The 15,645-nt window shown below is 53.8% G+C and carries 17 protein-coding genes and 1 tRNA gene; 6 read left to right on the top strand and 12 right to left on the bottom strand.

All coding sequences use genetic code 11. From position 1 onward, the window contains the following. Position 1 precedes the first annotated feature (1 nt). The 3 genes from OGY67_RS01545 to rsuA form a co-directional block, all read right to left on the bottom strand. On the bottom strand, positions 2–346 hold the full coding sequence (locus OGY67_RS01545) for a YejG family protein (RefSeq protein ID WP_085951589.1): 345 nt from the start codon (positions 344–346) through the stop codon (positions 2–4). Positions 347–679: 333 nt separating this feature from the next. Next, the gene (locus tag OGY67_RS01540) at positions 680–1,870 is read right to left on the bottom strand and encodes a Bcr/CflA family multidrug efflux MFS transporter (RefSeq protein ID WP_003834584.1); all 1,191 of its coding nucleotides are present in this window, start codon (positions 1,868–1,870) and stop codon (positions 680–682) included. A 15-nt stretch (positions 1,871–1,885) separates the two neighbouring features. After that, positions 1,886–2,593: a 16S rRNA pseudouridine(516) synthase RsuA gene (rsuA, locus tag OGY67_RS01535; RefSeq protein ID WP_008785291.1), complete on the bottom strand. Its 708-nt coding sequence runs from the start codon at positions 2,591–2,593 to the stop codon at positions 1,886–1,888. Between the two features lie 151 nt (positions 2,594–2,744). On the opposite strand from rsuA, the gene radD reads away from it, so the two are divergent. Both radD and rplY read left to right on the top strand, forming a co-directional pair. After that, positions 2,745–4,505, top strand: a complete 1,761-nt coding sequence (gene radD, locus OGY67_RS01530; RefSeq protein WP_258735463.1) for a DNA repair helicase RadD — start codon at positions 2,745–2,747, stop codon at positions 4,503–4,505. A 124-nt stretch (positions 4,506–4,629) separates the two neighbouring features. After that, positions 4,630–4,914 carry a 50S ribosomal protein L25 gene (gene rplY / locus OGY67_RS01525; RefSeq protein ID WP_003027502.1) on the top strand — a complete coding sequence of 95 codons (285 nt, stop codon included), beginning with the start codon at positions 4,630–4,632 and terminating at the stop codon, positions 4,912–4,914. Positions 4,915–5,034: 120 nt separating this feature from the next. Here the strand turns inward: rplY and yejK are convergent, their stop codons facing one another. Then, positions 5,035–6,042 (bottom strand): nucleoid-associated protein YejK, encoded by a 1,008-nt coding sequence (yejK, locus tag OGY67_RS01520; protein WP_048234884.1) that lies wholly within the window; start codon positions 6,040–6,042, stop codon positions 5,035–5,037. Between the two features lie 134 nt (positions 6,043–6,176). On the opposite strand from yejK, the gene OGY67_RS01515 reads away from it, so the two are divergent. From OGY67_RS01515 to narP, 4 genes are all read left to right on the top strand, one after another. Then, a complete protein-coding gene (locus tag OGY67_RS01515; protein ID WP_003027506.1) occupies positions 6,177–6,404 on the top strand; it encodes a YejL family protein in 228 nt (75 codons plus the stop codon). A gap of 31 nt (positions 6,405–6,435) precedes the next feature. Beyond that, positions 6,436–8,196, top strand: coding sequence for an LPS biosynthesis-modulating metalloenzyme YejM (gene yejM / locus OGY67_RS01510; protein WP_057066518.1), 1,761 nt, complete (start codon positions 6,436–6,438; stop codon positions 8,194–8,196). Positions 8,197–8,270: 74 nt separating this feature from the next. Further along, positions 8,271–8,347, top strand: a tRNA-Pro gene (locus OGY67_RS01505). A gap of 208 nt (positions 8,348–8,555) precedes the next feature. Beyond that, the gene (gene narP / locus OGY67_RS01500) at positions 8,556–9,203 is read left to right on the top strand and encodes a nitrate/nitrite response regulator protein NarP (RefSeq protein WP_003834605.1); all 648 of its coding nucleotides are present in this window, start codon (positions 8,556–8,558) and stop codon (positions 9,201–9,203) included. Between the two features lie 96 nt (positions 9,204–9,299). Here narP and OGY67_RS01495 read toward each other — a convergent pair whose 3' ends face one another. From OGY67_RS01495 to ccmA, 8 genes are all read right to left on the bottom strand, one after another. Next, on the bottom strand, positions 9,300–10,349 hold the full coding sequence (locus OGY67_RS01495) for a cytochrome c-type biogenesis protein CcmH (RefSeq protein ID WP_032944027.1): 1,050 nt from the start codon (positions 10,347–10,349) through the stop codon (positions 9,300–9,302). Beyond that, entirely contained in the window at positions 10,346–10,903 is a 558-nt protein-coding gene (dsbE, locus tag OGY67_RS01490) for a thiol:disulfide interchange protein DsbE (protein WP_003834613.1), read from the bottom strand. The genes OGY67_RS01495 and dsbE overlap by 4 nt, the downstream gene beginning before the upstream one ends. After that, entirely contained in the window at positions 10,900–12,855 is a 1,956-nt protein-coding gene (locus OGY67_RS01485) for a heme lyase CcmF/NrfE family subunit (RefSeq protein WP_079937667.1), read from the bottom strand. Before OGY67_RS01485 ends, dsbE begins: the two co-directional genes overlap by 4 nt. Continuing rightward, positions 12,852–13,331, bottom strand: coding sequence for a cytochrome c maturation protein CcmE (ccmE, locus tag OGY67_RS01480; protein ID WP_003834619.1), 480 nt, complete (start codon positions 13,329–13,331; stop codon positions 12,852–12,854). Before ccmE ends, OGY67_RS01485 begins: the two co-directional genes overlap by 4 nt. After that, the gene (ccmD, locus tag OGY67_RS01475; protein WP_100272104.1) at positions 13,328–13,540 is read right to left on the bottom strand and encodes a heme exporter protein CcmD; all 213 of its coding nucleotides are present in this window, start codon (positions 13,538–13,540) and stop codon (positions 13,328–13,330) included. The genes ccmE and ccmD overlap by 4 nt, the downstream gene beginning before the upstream one ends. Then, positions 13,537–14,274: a heme ABC transporter permease gene (locus tag OGY67_RS01470; protein WP_003027538.1), complete on the bottom strand. Its 738-nt coding sequence runs from the start codon at positions 14,272–14,274 to the stop codon at positions 13,537–13,539. The genes ccmD and OGY67_RS01470 overlap by 4 nt, the downstream gene beginning before the upstream one ends. 76 nt (positions 14,275–14,350) lie before the next feature. Continuing rightward, complete coding sequence (gene ccmB / locus OGY67_RS01465) at positions 14,351–15,010, bottom strand: heme exporter protein CcmB (protein ID WP_048215891.1); 660 nt, start codon at positions 15,008–15,010, stop codon at positions 14,351–14,353. Continuing rightward, the gene (ccmA, locus tag OGY67_RS01460) at positions 15,007–15,627 is read right to left on the bottom strand and encodes a cytochrome c biogenesis heme-transporting ATPase CcmA (RefSeq protein ID WP_008785298.1); all 621 of its coding nucleotides are present in this window, start codon (positions 15,625–15,627) and stop codon (positions 15,007–15,009) included. The genes ccmB and ccmA overlap by 4 nt, the downstream gene beginning before the upstream one ends. Positions 15,628–15,645: the final 18 nt, after the last annotated feature.

The raw sequence follows: 15,645 nt of genomic DNA, 5'->3' as shown, positions 1-15,645 counted from the left end.
CTCAAAAAGGATTGTTGTTTGAAAATGGTTCTGCGATAGCCACGCCGAAGTTTTTCAGTCTGCAGGTCGCGGCAAATTCGTCCTGACGATTCACAAACAGGCACGGCTCCCCTTCACATTCCAGTACGGAACAAGGGACCTCGATATCACTGAGGGCCTGGCTGAGCTTATGCATGACTGACCACGCGCTGTCACCATCAGGACTGAGCAATTTGAGTGCCACCAGGCTGTTCTCATTACTCTGACCGTTTTGCGGAATCGGTTCAACTTTCGAACCTGCGAAACCCACCGACCAACGATAGCTCTGCGGCAGACGATGAACGATTGAGAGTTGTAATGTCATCACTTTCTTTCCCTGGAAGCACAATCACTTCACAATTATTTTACATCAATATTAACACATCATTGACAATACGTCTTTAGACAGTTGGTAAACGTTTACATCCAGTACTTATGCTGCTTACAGAACCCAGTAATTAAATTTATTCAACGGTTCTGGCATATTTCCGGGCTATATGTACTCGTTTCTGCGATCTAACTCAACCTTTTTAACTACAATGATGTGACTTTTTACATAAATTGATTTTACATAAAATAAACATAAGCGGGGGAAATGATAGATTTGCGGTTGATGTACATCAACTCTGGAGACCTTATGGCCCCCAGGTTGTGTAATAGATCACCGTTTTTGAGCGCGACTGGCGTAAAGATAGAAGAGAATTGAGCAGGTAGCGCAAAATGCGATCGACCATATCATTGGCCAGGCCGAGTTAAAGGTCGCCAGAGACAACAGGGCCCCGACAATGGCGCCAATTCCGAAGCGGAATGTCCCAGCCAGCGATGACGCCGTTCCCGCCATATGCGGAAATTCATCCAGAATAACCGCCATGGCGTTTGATGACACCATCGATACACAGCCAACAAACGCCGCAACGCCAACGACCAGAGCCCAGAACCCCAGCCCAAACAGTGCGCTAAAGACCATCCATCCCGCCATCACGAACTGGATCCACAGACCGGTACGGAACATATTCAATGCCCCAACCCGACGCACAAAGCGACTGTTGATGATAGTCATCACGAACAGGAATACGATGTTCAGTGCGAAGTAATAACCGAAATGCTGCGGTGAAACGTGGTTGATCTCAATGTAAACAAAGGGTCCGGCGCTCAGAAACGAGAACATCCCGGCAAAGCTGAACCCGCTGGCCAGCATATAGCTCAGCACTCGTTTATGACGAAACAGCGAGGCAAAGTTGCCAATAGTGGTACGCAGGCGAAACGGCTGGCGACGCTCTACAGGCAGGGTCTCTTTGATCAGCGTAAAGATCATCACCGACGCCAGAACAGCCGCCATGGCGAGGATCCAAAAGATATAGTGCCAGCTCAGCCATACCAGCACCCAACCACCCACGATAGGTGCCAACAAAGGCGCAATTGTCGTGACCAGCATGACGAATGACATCATGCGTGAGAACTCTTCCTTCGGATAGATATCGCGCATCAGGGCGTTGATAACCACGCTCGCCGCCGCGGCAGCCAGACCGTGGAAGAAACGCATCACGATCAGTTGATCAATAGTTTGCGCCAGGGCGCAGGCCACTGCCGCCGCCGCAAACACCAGCGTTCCGCCCAGAATCACCGGCTTGCGCCCAATGCTGTCAGCCATTGGGCCATAGAGCAACTGCCCCACTGCAAACCCCAGAATATAGGTACTGAGGGTCATCTGCGCGCTACCCGCAGGCACACCAAACTGTTCTGAGATAACAGGTAGCGCCGGAAGATACATATCAATCGACAACGGCATCAGCATGGCTAACAAGCCAAGGATAAAGACTATGGCAATTGACGAGTTCTGCCGGGTGGTCACATTTAGCTCCTGAAATTAACGCGGGGTTAAGTTAACGCTGGCGATTTCTTCTTCGGTCAATGGACGGTATTCACCCGGCTCCAGATCGTCATCAAGCCTGATGTCACCAATTCGTTCACGGTGCAGTTCCACAACGTGGTTACCCACCGCGGCAAACATACGTTTTACCTGATGATAACGCCCTTCGCTGATGGTCAATCGCACCTGAGTTGGCGTAATGACCTCCAGAACAGCCGGTTTGGTCAGGTCTTTTTCATTATGCAACTGTACGCCATGGGCAAACTGCTCGGCGGTATCGTCTGCCACTGGCGACTCCAGCGTCACCAGATAGGTTTTCTCACAATGGTGACGAGGAGAGGTGATACGATGCGACCACTGTCCGTCATCGGTCATCAGTACCAGTCCGGTGGTGTCGATATCCAGACGCCCTGCCGCATGCAGTTTGTAGGCAACCGGTTCATCAAGGAAATAGAGCACCGTCGGATGATCCGGGTCATCCGTTGAGCAAACATAACCCTGAGGCTTATTCAGCATAAAATAGCGCGGGCCATTTTGTTGAACCAGGGAATTACCGTCATATTCGACGTCGTGTTCTGGTAGCAGCTTAAAGGCACTGTTTTTAACGATTTCACCGTCGACGGTAACGCGGTTAGCACGGATCTCACGCCCGGCAATAGCGCGGCTGACGCCGAGTTGCTGAGCGATAAATTTATCAAGTCGCATGAGTGTGATTTTTGCCTGTAAAAATACGAGAAGCGGGTTTACGCCCGAAAAGTGGGACTATTATCCGCCCAGTATAGCGGTGTTACACCATCCCTCAAGGGAAATGATTCATGGCATACTATACATTGTTGCTGTTTACCTTAATGAGCTCATGATTTTTACTCTTCGCCCGTACCAAAAAGAAGCCGTGGACGCCACGCTCAACCATTTTCGCCACCACCGCACCCCGGCGGTTATCGTCCTGCCAACCGGCGCGGGCAAAAGTCTGGTGATTGCTGAACTGGCCCGCGTGGCACGTGGTCGCGTACTGGTACTGGCGCACGTCAAAGAACTGGTCGCACAAAACCATGCCAAATATTGTGCGCTGGGGCTTGAAGCCGATATTTTTGCCGCAGGCCTGAAGCGTAAAGAGAGCCACGGGAAAGTAGTCTTTGGCAGCGTACAGTCGGTAGCGCGTAATCTGGAGGCCTTTCAAGGTGAATTCTCCCTGCTGATCGTCGATGAATGCCACCGTATTGGCGATGATGAAGAGAGTCAGTATCAGCAAATCCTCACTCACCTGACTAAAGTAAATCCCCACTTACGTCTGCTCGGGCTTACTGCCACACCTTTTCGTTTGGGTAAGGGCTGGATTTATCATTTTCATTATCATGGTATGGTGCGCGGCGATGAAAAAGCGCTGTTTCGCGACTGCATTTATGAATTACCGCTGCGCTACATGATTAAACACGGCTATCTGACGCCGCCAGAACGCCTCGACATGCCGGTCGTGCAGTATGACTTTAGTCGCCTGCAGGCGCAAAGTAACGGCCTGTTTAGCGAAGCGGATCTGAATCAGGAGCTGAAAAAGCAGCAGCGAATAACGCCGCATATCATCAGCCAGATTATCGAGTTTGCTCAAACCCGCAAAGGGGTGATGATTTTCGCCGCTACCGTTGAGCACGCCAAAGAAATTCTGGGCTTGCTGCCCGCTGACGACGCCGCGCTAATCACTGGGGATACGCCAGGCGCTGAGCGCGACGTGCTGATTGAAGAGTTCAAAGCCCAGCGCTTTCGCTATCTGGTGAATGTGTCGGTCCTGACCACCGGCTTCGATGCCCCGCACGTTGACCTTATCGCCATTCTGCGCCCGACGGAATCAGTTAGCCTTTACCAACAAATTGTCGGTCGTGGGTTGCGCCTTGCACCGGGTAAAACCGACTGTCTGATCCTCGATTATGCCGGCAACCCGCACGATCTGTACGCACCGGAAGTGGGTGCACCGAAAGGGAAAAGCGACAACGTTCCGGTACAGGTGTTCTGTCCTGCCTGCGGATTTGCAAACACCTTCTGGGGCAAAACCACGGCAGACGGCACGCTGATTGAACATTTTGGCCGCCGCTGCCAGGGATGGTTTGAAGATGATGACGGCCATCGCGAACAGTGCGATTTTCGTTTCCGTTTTAAAAACTGTCCACAGTGCAACGCGGAAAATGACATTGCTGCCCGCCGTTGTCGGGAGTGCGACACGGTGCTGGTTGACCCGGATGACATGCTGAAAGCCGCGCTCAGGCTCAAAGATGCGCTGGTCCTGCGCTGTAGTGGTATGGTGTTACAAAACGGGCAGGATGATAAAGGCGAATGGCTGAAAATCACCTATTACGATGAAGATGGCGCTGACGTCAGCGAACGCTTTCGCCTGCACACTCCCGCGCAGCGTACGGCCTTCGAACAACTGTTTATTCGCCCGCACACCCGAACACCCGGTATACCCTTACGCTGGATAACCGCCGCCGATATCCTCAATCAGCAGGCGTTGTTACGGCATCCTGATTTCGTGGTGGCGCGCATGAAAGGTCAGTACTGGCAGGTCCGTGAAAAGGTCTTCGATTATGAAGGACGCTTTCGTCGGGCACATGAATTACGCGGTTAATCGTACTTTTGATTGATGTACCAGCCGTTTGAGTATAGAATCTCGCCCGCTTTTGCATACGCAAAGCAGATCACTTACCTGTTGCTGGGTCGCCTGTAGCAGGAATTATTAAAGAGAGATTTAAATGTTTACTATCAACGCTGAAGTACGTAAAGAGCAGGGTAAGGGTGCGAGCCGCCGCCTGCGTGCCGCTAACAAGTTCCCGGCAATCATCTACGGTGGCGCAGAAGCCCCGATTGCTATCGAACTGGATCACGATGCAGTTATGAACATGCAAGCTAAAGCTGAATTCTACAGCGAAGTTCTGACCATCGTTGTTGACGGTAAAGAAGTTAAAGTTAAAGCTCAGGCTGTACAGCGTCACCCGTTCAAGCCGAAGCTGTCCCACATCGACTTCGTTCGCGCGTAATCGCAAACAAGTTGAAGAAAAACCCCGCCAAGGCGGGGTTTTTTTATGGGATTTTGTCATCGATACTGATGGTTCTCGTCGACCGGATAAGGCGTTAACGCTCTCACCCGGCACACGGTTTTATTTCCCGCCAGACGTGCGGCGCTGCAGCTGGTCGCGCAGGTTCGGCGGCGTACCTTTGATGGTCAAGGTGTCCGTCGCCGGATCCCAGAAAATACGTTCACCCAGTAACATAGCGTCGAAGTTAATGGTTAACCCACCGCCGCTGCCGGCAAATTTGGTTAACTGACGCAGCGTACTGCGATCCGCAGGGAAGCTCTCTTCCAGCTCGTAGCCTTTATCAGCGGTAAATTCGCTGAAGCTGACTTCACTGACGCCGGAAAGCTCTTTAGACAGCGACTCCAGTTCGATCTCTTCACCAGCCTGCAACTGCTCGTTACAGTAGCTGTACACCTGCTGACGCACGTTCTGGCGTTCGGCTTTATCGAGTTGCGCCTCATTGGTAAAGTCATCGAGCGCTTGCAGCAGGCCACGGTTTTGCGCTTTGGCGTTCAGACCTTCGCTGGCACCGAGGAAATCCATAAAGAAATCGGCGACTTTGCGCCCTACCCGCCCTTTCAGGAACGTCAGATAACGCGTGGACTCCGGATTGGTTTCCCACTCGGTTAAATCAATACGCGCCACGATGTCCGCATGATTGATATCCAGATAGTGCGTCGGGTTGATATCCAGATTTTCATTGACGCGCATGCTGCTTAAATTGTTCAGCACGGCGACCAGCAGATACTCTACCGCCAGATAGCGGTAATGGCAGAACAGGACAATGCCGCCGTCGGCAAAAGGATATTTCGCCAGCTCGTCCCGCAAGCGTCCGGTCGCGGCACGACTAAATGCCAGAAAATCCTCTTCGCCCTGACGCTGTAAACGCAGCGTTTGCGCCAGTTCACTCTCTTCGCTAAACAGGCCATAGGCTTTATTCTTGGCGCTATACACCCGATGCAACTCAGCCATCATATCGACAACCGTCGCTGTCGGTTCCAGTAATGAATCGCGCAAGACCAGCTCAAGGTTCTGCTCGTCACGTTTGATAAGCTGGTGCAGGGCAATCTGGTTGATATCCAGACTCATGATAAACTCTCCTTTTAGACCGGGCGGTATTCAACCACCTGCCGGGCAGTGACGCAATAGAAGATAAAAAAGCAGAAAAAAAACTGTCTGTACGGTAATATGTTGCCCTTTCATGAACAGACTGATTTCGATTTATGCCACAAATTTCCCGCTATAGTGACGAACACGTTGAACAACTGCTGAATGAGATGCTCAACGTACTGGAAAAACATAAGGCGCCGACCGACCTTTCCCTGATGGTTCTGGGAAACATGGTGACTAACCTTATCAATACAAGCATCGCACCGGCCCAGCGCCAGGCGATTGCCAACTCTTTTGCCCGCGCATTGCAGTCTTCGGTAAACGACGACCAAGCGCATTAAGAGCCTGCTCCGGGGAAACGAACAACAGTTTATGGTAACTCATCGTCAGCGCTACCGTGAGAAAGTCTCCCAGATGGTTAGCTGGGGGCACTGGTTTGCCTTGTTCAACATTCTGTTGGCCATGGTTCTCGGTAGCCGTTACCTGTTTGTCGCCGACTGGCCGACAACCCTTGCAGGTCGTGTATATTCCTACCTGAGCGTTGTCGGGCATTTTAGCTTTCTGGTGTTTGCCACCTATCTGCTAATCCTGTTTCCCCTGACGTTTATCGTCATGTCCCAGAGGCTGATGCGATTCTTATCAGCTATTCTGGCGACAGCTGGCATGACGCTGTTGTTAATCGACAGCGAAGTTTTCACCCGCTTCCACCTGCACCTTAACCCGATAGTCTGGGAACTGGTCATTAATCCTGACCAGAACGAAGCGGCGCGTGACTGGCAACTGTTGTTTATCAGCGTGCCGGTTATCCTGTTAATAGAAATGTTGTTTGCGACCTGGAGCTGGCAAAAGCTGCGCAGCCTGACGCGTCGTCGCCATTTCGCCAAACCGTTAGCGGCATTCTTCTTCGTTTCTTTTATCGCCTCGCATGTGGTGTATATCTGGGCAGATGCCAATTTCTATCGCCCGATTACCATGCAGCGCGCAAACCTGCCGCTCTCCTACCCGATGACGGCGCGTAAGTTTCTGGAAAAACATGGCCTGCTGGATGCGCAAGAGTATCAGCGTCGCCTGATCGAACAGGGTAATCCGGAAGCGGTTTCCGTGCAGTACCCGCTCAGCGAACTGCACTATCGCGATCTGGGCACCGGCCAGAACGTTCTGCTGATCACCGTAGACGGCCTGAACTACTCACGCTTTGAAAAACAGATGCCTGCGCTGGCTGAGTTCGCCGGGCAGAATATCTCCTTTACACGTCACATGAGCTCAGGCAACACCACGGATAACGGGATCTTTGGCCTGTTCTATGGTGTATCGCCAAGCTACATGGACGGCATTTTGTCGACCCGAACGCCTGCGGCGCTGATCTCTGCACTGAACCAGCAAGGGTATCAGTTAGGACTATTCTCCTCGGATGGCTTTACCAGCCCGCTTTATCGCCAGGCGCTGCTGTCAGACTTCTCCATGCCGAGCGTGCAAACGCAATCTGATGAGCAAACCGCAAGCCAATGGATTAACTGGCTGGGACGCTACGCGCAGGAAGATAATCGCTGGTTCTCCTGGGTCTCCTTTAACGGGACAAATCTTGATGACAGCAACCAGAAGAACTTTGCCAAACGCTACGCCAGCGCCGCTCAGGATGTGGATGCCAATATTAACCGTGTACTTAGCGCCCTGCGCGACTCGGGTAAACTGGACAACACGGTGGTGATTATTACCGCTGGCCGCGGTGTACCACTGACTCAGGAAGAGAACAACTTTGCCTGGTCGCGCGGTCATCTGCAGGTTCCTCTGGTGATTCACTGGCCGGGAACACCTGCCCAGCGTATCAATAGCCTGACCGATCATACAGACCTGATGACGACGCTGATGCAGCGCCTGCTGCATGTCAGCACGCCGGCTAACGAATACTCGCAGGGGCAGGATTTGTTCAATGCTACACGTCGCCATTACTGGGTGACCGCCGCTGACGGCAGCACGATGGCAGTGACTACGCCAGAGATGACGCTGGTGCTGAACAACAACGGAAATTATCAGACCTATGATTTACGTGGCGAGAAAATAAAAGATCAGAAACCGCAGCTCAGCCTGCTGCTACAGGTTCTGACGGATGAGAAACGATTTATTGCTAACTGATTAATTATAAATCAGTTAGTGAGGCATCCTCTTGCATTCGTAGCGGAAAGCAGTAGTATTAGCAGCCATAGCGTCGGCACGTAGCGCAGCCTGGTAGCGCACCGTCATGGGGTGTCGGGGGTCGGAGGTTCAAATCCTCTCGTGCCGACCAAAAATCCCTAAAAAAACCAACCCTTGCGGTTGGTTTTTTTATGTCTGCGATTCCGCATTCCTGAGTTTTACAGCAGCCTTCAGCACAGGTTTTGCTACTTACCCATGCACAAATTGGGGTAAAATTCATCCTCTCATCAGCGCGATGAATCTGGACGATTGATGCGCTGAAAACAATAATGATACTAATAAAAGCTCAGGAGAATAGTATGCCTGAAGTAACGCCTTTTCGGGTGCTGATTGTCGACGACCACCCGCTCATGCGGCGGGGAATTAGTCAATTATTGCAACTGGATCCCGCATTTGACGTAGTCGCTGAAGCAGGCGACGGCGCAAGTGCTATCGATCTGGCAAACCGTCTGGACCTTGATGTGATCCTGCTGGATCTCAATATGAAAGGTATGAGCGGGCTGGACACCCTGAATGCGCTGCGTCGGGACGGCGTCACCGCGCAAATTATTATTCTTACCGTATCGGATGCCGCCAGCGATGTGTACGCCTTAATTGATGCCGGCGCGGATGGTTATTTACTGAAAGATAGCGATCCTGAAGTCTTGCTGGAAGCCATTCGTAACGGCGCCAAAGGGGGTAAAGCGTTTAGCGCTCGCGTTAGCGAATATCTGCGCGAACGTGACCTGTTTGGTGCGCAGGAAGATCCATTCAGCATTCTCACCGAACGTGAACTGGATGTATTGCATGAACTTGCTCAGGGACTGTCGAACAAACAGATTGCATCAGTGCTGAATATTTCTGAACAGACGGTGAAGGTGCATATTCGCAACCTGCTGCGCAAACTCAATGTGCGTTCTCGCGTTGCTGCGACCATCCTGTTTTTGCAAACGCGCGGCATGCAGTAATCAATGAGATGCCGGATGACGACGCAGCAGCGTCTTATCCGGCCTACAAAGCTCGCACAGGCCCGAAAGCAGCACGCCTTCGGGTAATCTGGACTCTTACTTCTCCTGCGGCGTTAGCTGCTCCATCGCCTGCTTAATGCTGCGTTCTATCACCGCCCGACGGGTATCATTGGCCGGTAATAATTTCAGCATCATCTCCCACGCCGCAACCGCCTCGCCGAAGCGCTGCTGTTCAAAAGCGTTAAACGCGTACATGCTGAGAACCCGCACGTTGGCATGCTCGCCGCGCACCAGCTGGCGTAACAGCTCCCCTCCCCGGCGGTTATCGTCAGGATCGGATGAACGGGTCAGTGCTTCCGCATAACCCAGCGCCGCATCGCTGTTTTTAGGATCCAGTCGATAGGCATTGGCATAGGCTTCAGTGGCCGTACTGGCGTTACCGAGTACCATGCCAATACGCCCAAGCATGATCCAACCTTCAACGTTTGTAGGATCGGCTTGTAAACGCGTGCGCAGCCCCAGCGCCAGACGTGTCATATCCTCTTCATTGAGCGGGTCAGCTTTCGGATCCAACGCGCGTTCCAGCAGCGCCGGAGCCTGAGCGGTGGCTTGCTGCCAGACCTGAACCTGCTTATAGCTGCCGGTTTCATAATAGCTCACCGCGCCAACGATCAGCGCCACCACGATGCCGGGCACAAACAACCCAAATCCACCGCGTTTGCCATCCGGGATAACGTCGTCAGGAAACTCTTCCAGCTTCACCCGGACGCGTCGGCGAGTACGGGCAAAAATAATCCAGCCGCCCAAACCAATCGCTACCACCGGCATCACCCACAAAAGCACTGTAAGCGGCGTCAACGGTGGATCGTAGGTGACGAAGTTGCCGTAGCGCGCCACCATGTAGTCGACAATCTCTTTCTGACTTTTTCCTTCCTGCATCAGTTCGTACACTTTCTGGCGCAGGTCAGTGGCAATCATCGAGTTAGAATCGGCGATACTGTTGTTCTGACATTTAGGACAGCGCAGCTGTTCGGTAAGCTGACGGAACTGCTGCTCCTGCGCTTCATCCTTAAACTGCATCACATCGATGGTCGCCAGCGCAGATCCCGAGATAACCAGCATCAGCAGGCCCAGTAAAAATCTCATTGCGCAGCCTCCTTACTGTACTTATCCCACAACGGTTTGATCTCGCTCTCCCACACCCTGGCATTCAAATCACCGGCATGGCGATAGCGAATAATACCTTTACCGTCGATCAGGAACGTTTCCGGCGCGCCGTACACGCCAAGATCCAGACCGAGCATACCGTCGCCGTCAAACAGGCTTAATGAGTAAGGATTGCCCAGCTCTTTCAGCCAGACAATGGCTTTCTGACGATCGTCTTTATAGTTCAGACCCACCACCCGCACGCCTTGTGCAGATAGCTGGTTCAGATACTGATGTTCGGCGCGACAGGTCGGGCACCAGGTCGCCCAGACGTTCAGCAGTACCGGTTTGCCCTGGGTCAGCACATCGGCCTGATAATGCTGACCCGGATTCTCCAGCGACTCCAGGCGGAATGTCGGAACGGGTTTGCCGATCAGCGCCGATTCCAGATTCGTGGGATCGTCCCCCTGAGCGTTACGCGCCAGCTGCCACAGCAGCGCCGCAGCAATGATCAGAAAAATAATAAACGGAATTAACAGTGCGTTGCGCTTCATACAGCCTCCGACGCATTTTTTTGCACCGCTGCGCGAGGACGCGTGCGCTGACGATAGCGTGGATCAAACAGGCAGAACAATCCGCCCAGCGCCATCAGCAATCCTCCGGCCCAAATCCAGCGAATAAACGGTTTGTAGTACAGACGCACAGCCCATGCGCCGTTATCCAGTTCTTCACCCAGCGCGGCGTACAGATCGCGCGTGAACCCGCCGTCAATTGCCGCTTCGGTCATCATCGAACTGGTGCTGTTATAGAAGCGTTTTTCCGCATGCAGCGTGGCTTCCGGTTTACCATCTCGGGTAACGCCAATAATGGCGACACCGCCCCGGTAGTTAGGTCCGGTAATATCTTTCACTTCGCGGAACGTGAACTGATAGTTATGGATACTGACGCTATCACCCGCTTTCATGCGCACATCGCGTTCAACGCTGTAGTTCTGGCTGAAGGCAATACCGACAATAGTAATCGCCAGCCCAACGTGGCCCGACACCATGCCCCAATAGCTTGGTGTTAACTTCGTTCCGCGGGAAACACGCAGGAACGCTTCGGACATCGCCAGCACAAATATCCAACATGCCATCGCCAGCCCTACCACCGTCATAGCGGCAATGCGATCCTCAAACAACCACGGCAGCAGCAGCGACAGAACAAGCGTGGTGACAAACGCGATAATCAGTAACGTTTTCAGTTTACGCGGTCGGTCACGGCCCCAGCGCACTAATGGCCCAATTCCCAGCAACAGCGCGAACGGCGCCATCAGCCAGGTAAACATGGTGTTGAAGAACGGTTCGCCAATCGAAATGCTGCCCAGACCCAGCTGTTTGTGCACCAGCGGCAGCAGCGTGCCCAAGAGCACCACCAGCATGGCGGCAATCAGCAGAACGTTGTTGCCCAACAGCAGAGATTCACGCGACCACAGCGCGTTGTTTACCCGTGAACGGACCTTGTGACCGCGCACCGCAAACAGCAGCAGGGAGCCGCCAATCACTAATACCATAAAGGCCAGAATAAACATCCCGCGTGACGGATCGGAGGCGAAGGCATGCACCGATACCAACACGCCGGAGCGCACCAGGAAAGTACCTAACAGGCAAAGCGAGAATGCGCAGATTGACAGCAGCAGCGTCCAGGCTTTAAAGCTGGCACGCTGTTCGGTTACCGACAGCGAGTGCATCAGCGCCGTTCCCACCAGCCATGGCATAAACGAGGCGTTCTCAACCGGATCCCAGAACCACCAACCGCCCCAGCCCAGCTCGTAATAGGCCCAAGCCGAACCGAGCACAATACCCAGCGTCAGGAACACCCACGCCGCCAGCGTCCACGGACGAGAAAAACGGGCGAAGGTACTGTCCAGTCGTCCGCTCATTAGCGCGGCAATCGCAAACGCGAAGGCTACCGAGAAACCGACATACCCCATGTACAGCAACGGCGGATGGAAAATCAGCCCCGGATCCTGCAACAGCGGGTTCAGGTCGCGCCCTTCAATAGGGAAGTTGGGCAACGTACGGGCAAACGGGTTGGATGTAAACAGAATAAACAGCAGAAAGCCAACGCTTACCATCCCCATTACCGCCAGCACGCGGGCAACGATGTCCAGCGGCATACGCTGGCTGAACGCCGCAACGGCGAACGTCCAGCCGCTCATCAGCAATACCCATAGCAGCAGAGAGCCTTCATGGGCACCCCAGGTTGCTGCCACCCGATACCAGACCGGAAGCTGGGTATTGGAGTTGCTGGCAACGTAGGTGACGGTAAAGTCATTAACCACGAAGGCGTTGACCAGAATCAGGAACGCCCCCATCACACAGATAAACAGAACCCAGGCAAAAGGCCGCGCGGAGGCCATCATTCGCACGTCGCCGCGCGCTACGCCCCACAGCGGATAGACCGACAGTAGTAACGCCACGCCGAGCGCAAGGCACAACAGCGCATTGCCAATTTCAGGCATCATGACGTTTTATCCTTATAAACACTTTCCGGGCGACGATGGTTTTCCTGCATCGCTTTTTCGACTTCCGGCGGGGTGTAATTCTCATCATGTTTGGCAAGAACCTCTTTGGCCTGCACATGATTTCCTTCGTCCAGTTCGCCCTGAACAACGACACCCTGCCCTTCGCGGAACAGATCCGGCAGAATGCCTTCGTAGGTGACATCCACCACACCTTCGGCGTCATAGATACTGAAATTCACCTTCAACGACTGCGGATCGCGCTTTACGCTACCGGGCATCACCATTCCGCCCACGCGCAGGCGCTGACCGACTTCGGGCATCTGCTGCGTTTCGCGCTTACCGTAGAGTATCTCTCCCGGCGTATAAAACAGGTCAATATTAGAACGCAGCGCATAAAGCACCAGCGTAATGGTCAACGCCAGACCCGCCAGTACCGCACAGGCTATCCATAACCGATTTTTACGTCGAATATTCACGCCGCCTCCCGTTGCACTTGCGCCGCACGCATACGCGCTTCTCTCGCCCGCTGCTGCGCCACACCGCGTAAAATTGCGCGATGTTGTAACGAGGAATGCAGTACCAGCACCACCAGCGGGATAACACTCATCGCTACGGCAAGCCAGACATACAAGGCGTAGCCGCCCATCGCGAAAAAATCACTCCATGATGCAAATGCAGGGGTCATTGGCGGCCTCTTTTTAAGATCAGTTCGCTCACCCACGGGCGGCGTTTTTCCATCATCAAAATCAGGTTACGCATGCGCATCAGCGCCAGCGTGACAAACAGTAAAAGGTAGCCGACGATCGCCAGACGCAGCGGCGTACGCATCGCCGGATCGATGCTTTGCTGCATGCGGGTAGAACCCTGATGCAGCGTATTCCACCACTCAACCGAGTAGTGGATAATCGGTAAGTTGACCACGCCAATCAGCACCAGAATACCGGCGGCACGACCTGCCAGACGACGGTCGTCAAAGGCATGCCACAGCGCAATGGCGCCCACGTAGAGAAACAGCAGCACCAGTTCAGAGGTGAGTCGGGCATCCCAGACCCACCAGGTTCCCCACATCGGTTTGCCCCATGCGGAGCCGGTCACCAGCGCAATAAAGGTAAACACTGCACCAATCGGCGCCATCGCAGCCAGCGCCAGATTGGCCATTTTCATCTGCCAGACCAGGCCGATAAACGCGGCAACAGCCATCGAGGCATAAATGCCCATCGACCAGATTGCCGCCGGAACGTGCAGATAAATAATGCGATAGCTCTGCCCCTGCTGATAGTCCGCAGGCGCAAAACCAAAGCCCCAGACCCATCCCGTTATCAGTACCACCGCGCTGGCAATCGCCAGCCACGGGATAAACCAGCCACAGATCTGATAGAGCCGAGGGGGCATCGCCAATTGATGAAGTGTTTTCCACATAGTTCAGTCACCAGACTCCATAAATTAAAATCCGTTGTGCCAGAGCACCTTGCCCGGCCTACACATCTAATTCTCGTTACTGCACGCTTATCCGTAACGCCGCAGCTGTGGCAAACGGGCTTAACGTGGCGCTGCCGACCAGCAACGCGCCCAGAATTGCCATGTACCCTTCAACCGGTAAGTGCATAGAAGCCGCATCCATCGCGGCGGTTGCAAAAATCAGTAAGGGTATGGTGAGCGGGAGCACCAGCACGCTTAACAACACGCCGCCGCGCTTTAAGCCCACCGTCAGCCCCACACCCGGCGCACCGAGGAAGCCCAGCGTCGGCGTTCCGAGTAACAACGTCAGCGCCATAATTTTCCAGCTGTACATATCCATGCCCAGCAGCAGCGCCACTAGCGGCGAGAGGATCAACAGCGGCAGGCCGGTCACGACCCAGTGCGCCATCACTTTCGCCAGCACCACGGCCGGTAGCGGTAACGGCAGCAGCATCAGTTGCTCAAGGCTGCCGTCCTGCAGATCATCACGAAACAGGCGTTCCAGCGCCAGCAATGACGCCAGCAGCGCCGCAACCCAAATGATGCCCGGCGCAATGCGCGCCAGTAGCTGCGGTTCCGGCCCAATGCTCAGGGGGAACAGCGTAATAACAATCAGGAAGAACCATAAAGGATTGGCGATTTCCGCACTATGACGAAACGCAACTCGCAGTTCTAAACGGAAGATTCGCCACATCATTGCGTTGCCCTCTCGCTGGTCAGCGCAATACGTCGCACTTTATCGGTTTCGACATTGAGCGGTTGGTGGGTGGTGAGAATAACAATACCGCCCTGCTCTGTATGCTGCGCCATACGCTGAGTCAGTCGCTCAACGCCGTTCACATCAATGGCGGTAAAGGGTTCATCAAGGATCCACAGCCGGGCGCGGGTCAGCCACAAACGGGCCAGCGCCACGCGCCGCTGTTGTCCGGCGGAGAGCTGGTTCACCGGAATATCTTCATATCCGGCAAGTCCCGCCTGTGCCAGCGCAGCCAGACACTGTGCAATGTCGCCGTCATGATGGAAGAAACGCAGGTTCTCCAACGCCGAAAGCCGGGTTTTTATCCCCGGCTGATGTCCGATCCACAGCAGTTGCTGATGGTAGCTGTCCCGCACGTGATGCAGCGGCTGCTCTTGCCAGCAAACCTCCCCTGCATCGGGACGCGCCAGCCCGGTAAGCAACCGCAGCAGAGTGGTTTTCCCTGCGCCGTTGCTGCCGGTAATTTGTACCCATTCCCCTGCGTTGACGCGAAATGACAGATTGCTGAACAGTATTCTGTCATCTCGCTCGCAAAGTAATTCTCTGGCTTCAAGCATACCTGGTTATCTACATCC

This window comes from Citrobacter sp. Cpo015 (genome assembly GCF_030333035.1).
Lineage (GTDB): Bacteria > Pseudomonadota > Gammaproteobacteria > Enterobacterales > Enterobacteriaceae > Citrobacter > Citrobacter portucalensis.
Note: the sequence above shows the minus strand (reverse complement) of the source record. Positions and strands in the feature narration are given on the sequence as shown.

What these genes read in the sequence shown, in the direction of transcription:
- ccmD (WP_100272104.1), bottom strand. Translation starts at nt 13,540, where the DNA reads ATGACCCCTGCATTTGCATCATGGAGTGATTTTTTCGCGATGGGCGGC.
- OGY67_RS01470 (WP_003027538.1), bottom strand. Translation starts at nt 14,274, where the DNA reads ATGTGGAAAACACTTCATCAATTGGCGATGCCCCCTCGGCTCTATCAG.
- yejK (WP_048234884.1), bottom strand. Translation starts at nt 6,042, where the DNA reads ATGAGTCTGGATATCAACCAGATTGCCCTGCACCAGCTTATCAAACGT.
- OGY67_RS01515 (WP_003027506.1), top strand. Translation starts at nt 6,177, where the DNA reads ATGCCACAAATTTCCCGCTATAGTGACGAACACGTTGAACAACTGCTG.
- OGY67_RS01485 (WP_079937667.1), bottom strand. Translation starts at nt 12,855, where the DNA reads ATGATGCCTGAAATTGGCAATGCGCTGTTGTGCCTTGCGCTCGGCGTG.
- ccmA (WP_008785298.1), bottom strand. Translation starts at nt 15,627, where the DNA reads ATGCTTGAAGCCAGAGAATTACTTTGCGAGCGAGATGACAGAATACTG.
- yejM (WP_057066518.1), top strand. Translation starts at nt 6,436, where the DNA reads ATGGTAACTCATCGTCAGCGCTACCGTGAGAAAGTCTCCCAGATGGTT.
- ccmB (WP_048215891.1), bottom strand. Translation starts at nt 15,010, where the DNA reads ATGATGTGGCGAATCTTCCGTTTAGAACTGCGAGTTGCGTTTCGTCAT.
- OGY67_RS01495 (WP_032944027.1), bottom strand. Translation starts at nt 10,349, where the DNA reads ATGAGATTTTTACTGGGCCTGCTGATGCTGGTTATCTCGGGATCTGCG.
- rplY (WP_003027502.1), top strand. Translation starts at nt 4,630, where the DNA reads ATGTTTACTATCAACGCTGAAGTACGTAAAGAGCAGGGTAAGGGTGCG.
- narP (WP_003834605.1), top strand. Translation starts at nt 8,556, where the DNA reads ATGCCTGAAGTAACGCCTTTTCGGGTGCTGATTGTCGACGACCACCCG.
- rsuA (WP_008785291.1), bottom strand. Translation starts at nt 2,593, where the DNA reads ATGCGACTTGATAAATTTATCGCTCAGCAACTCGGCGTCAGCCGCGCT.
- radD (WP_258735463.1), top strand. Translation starts at nt 2,745, where the DNA reads ATGATTTTTACTCTTCGCCCGTACCAAAAAGAAGCCGTGGACGCCACG.
- dsbE (WP_003834613.1), bottom strand. Translation starts at nt 10,903, where the DNA reads ATGAAGCGCAACGCACTGTTAATTCCGTTTATTATTTTTCTGATCATT.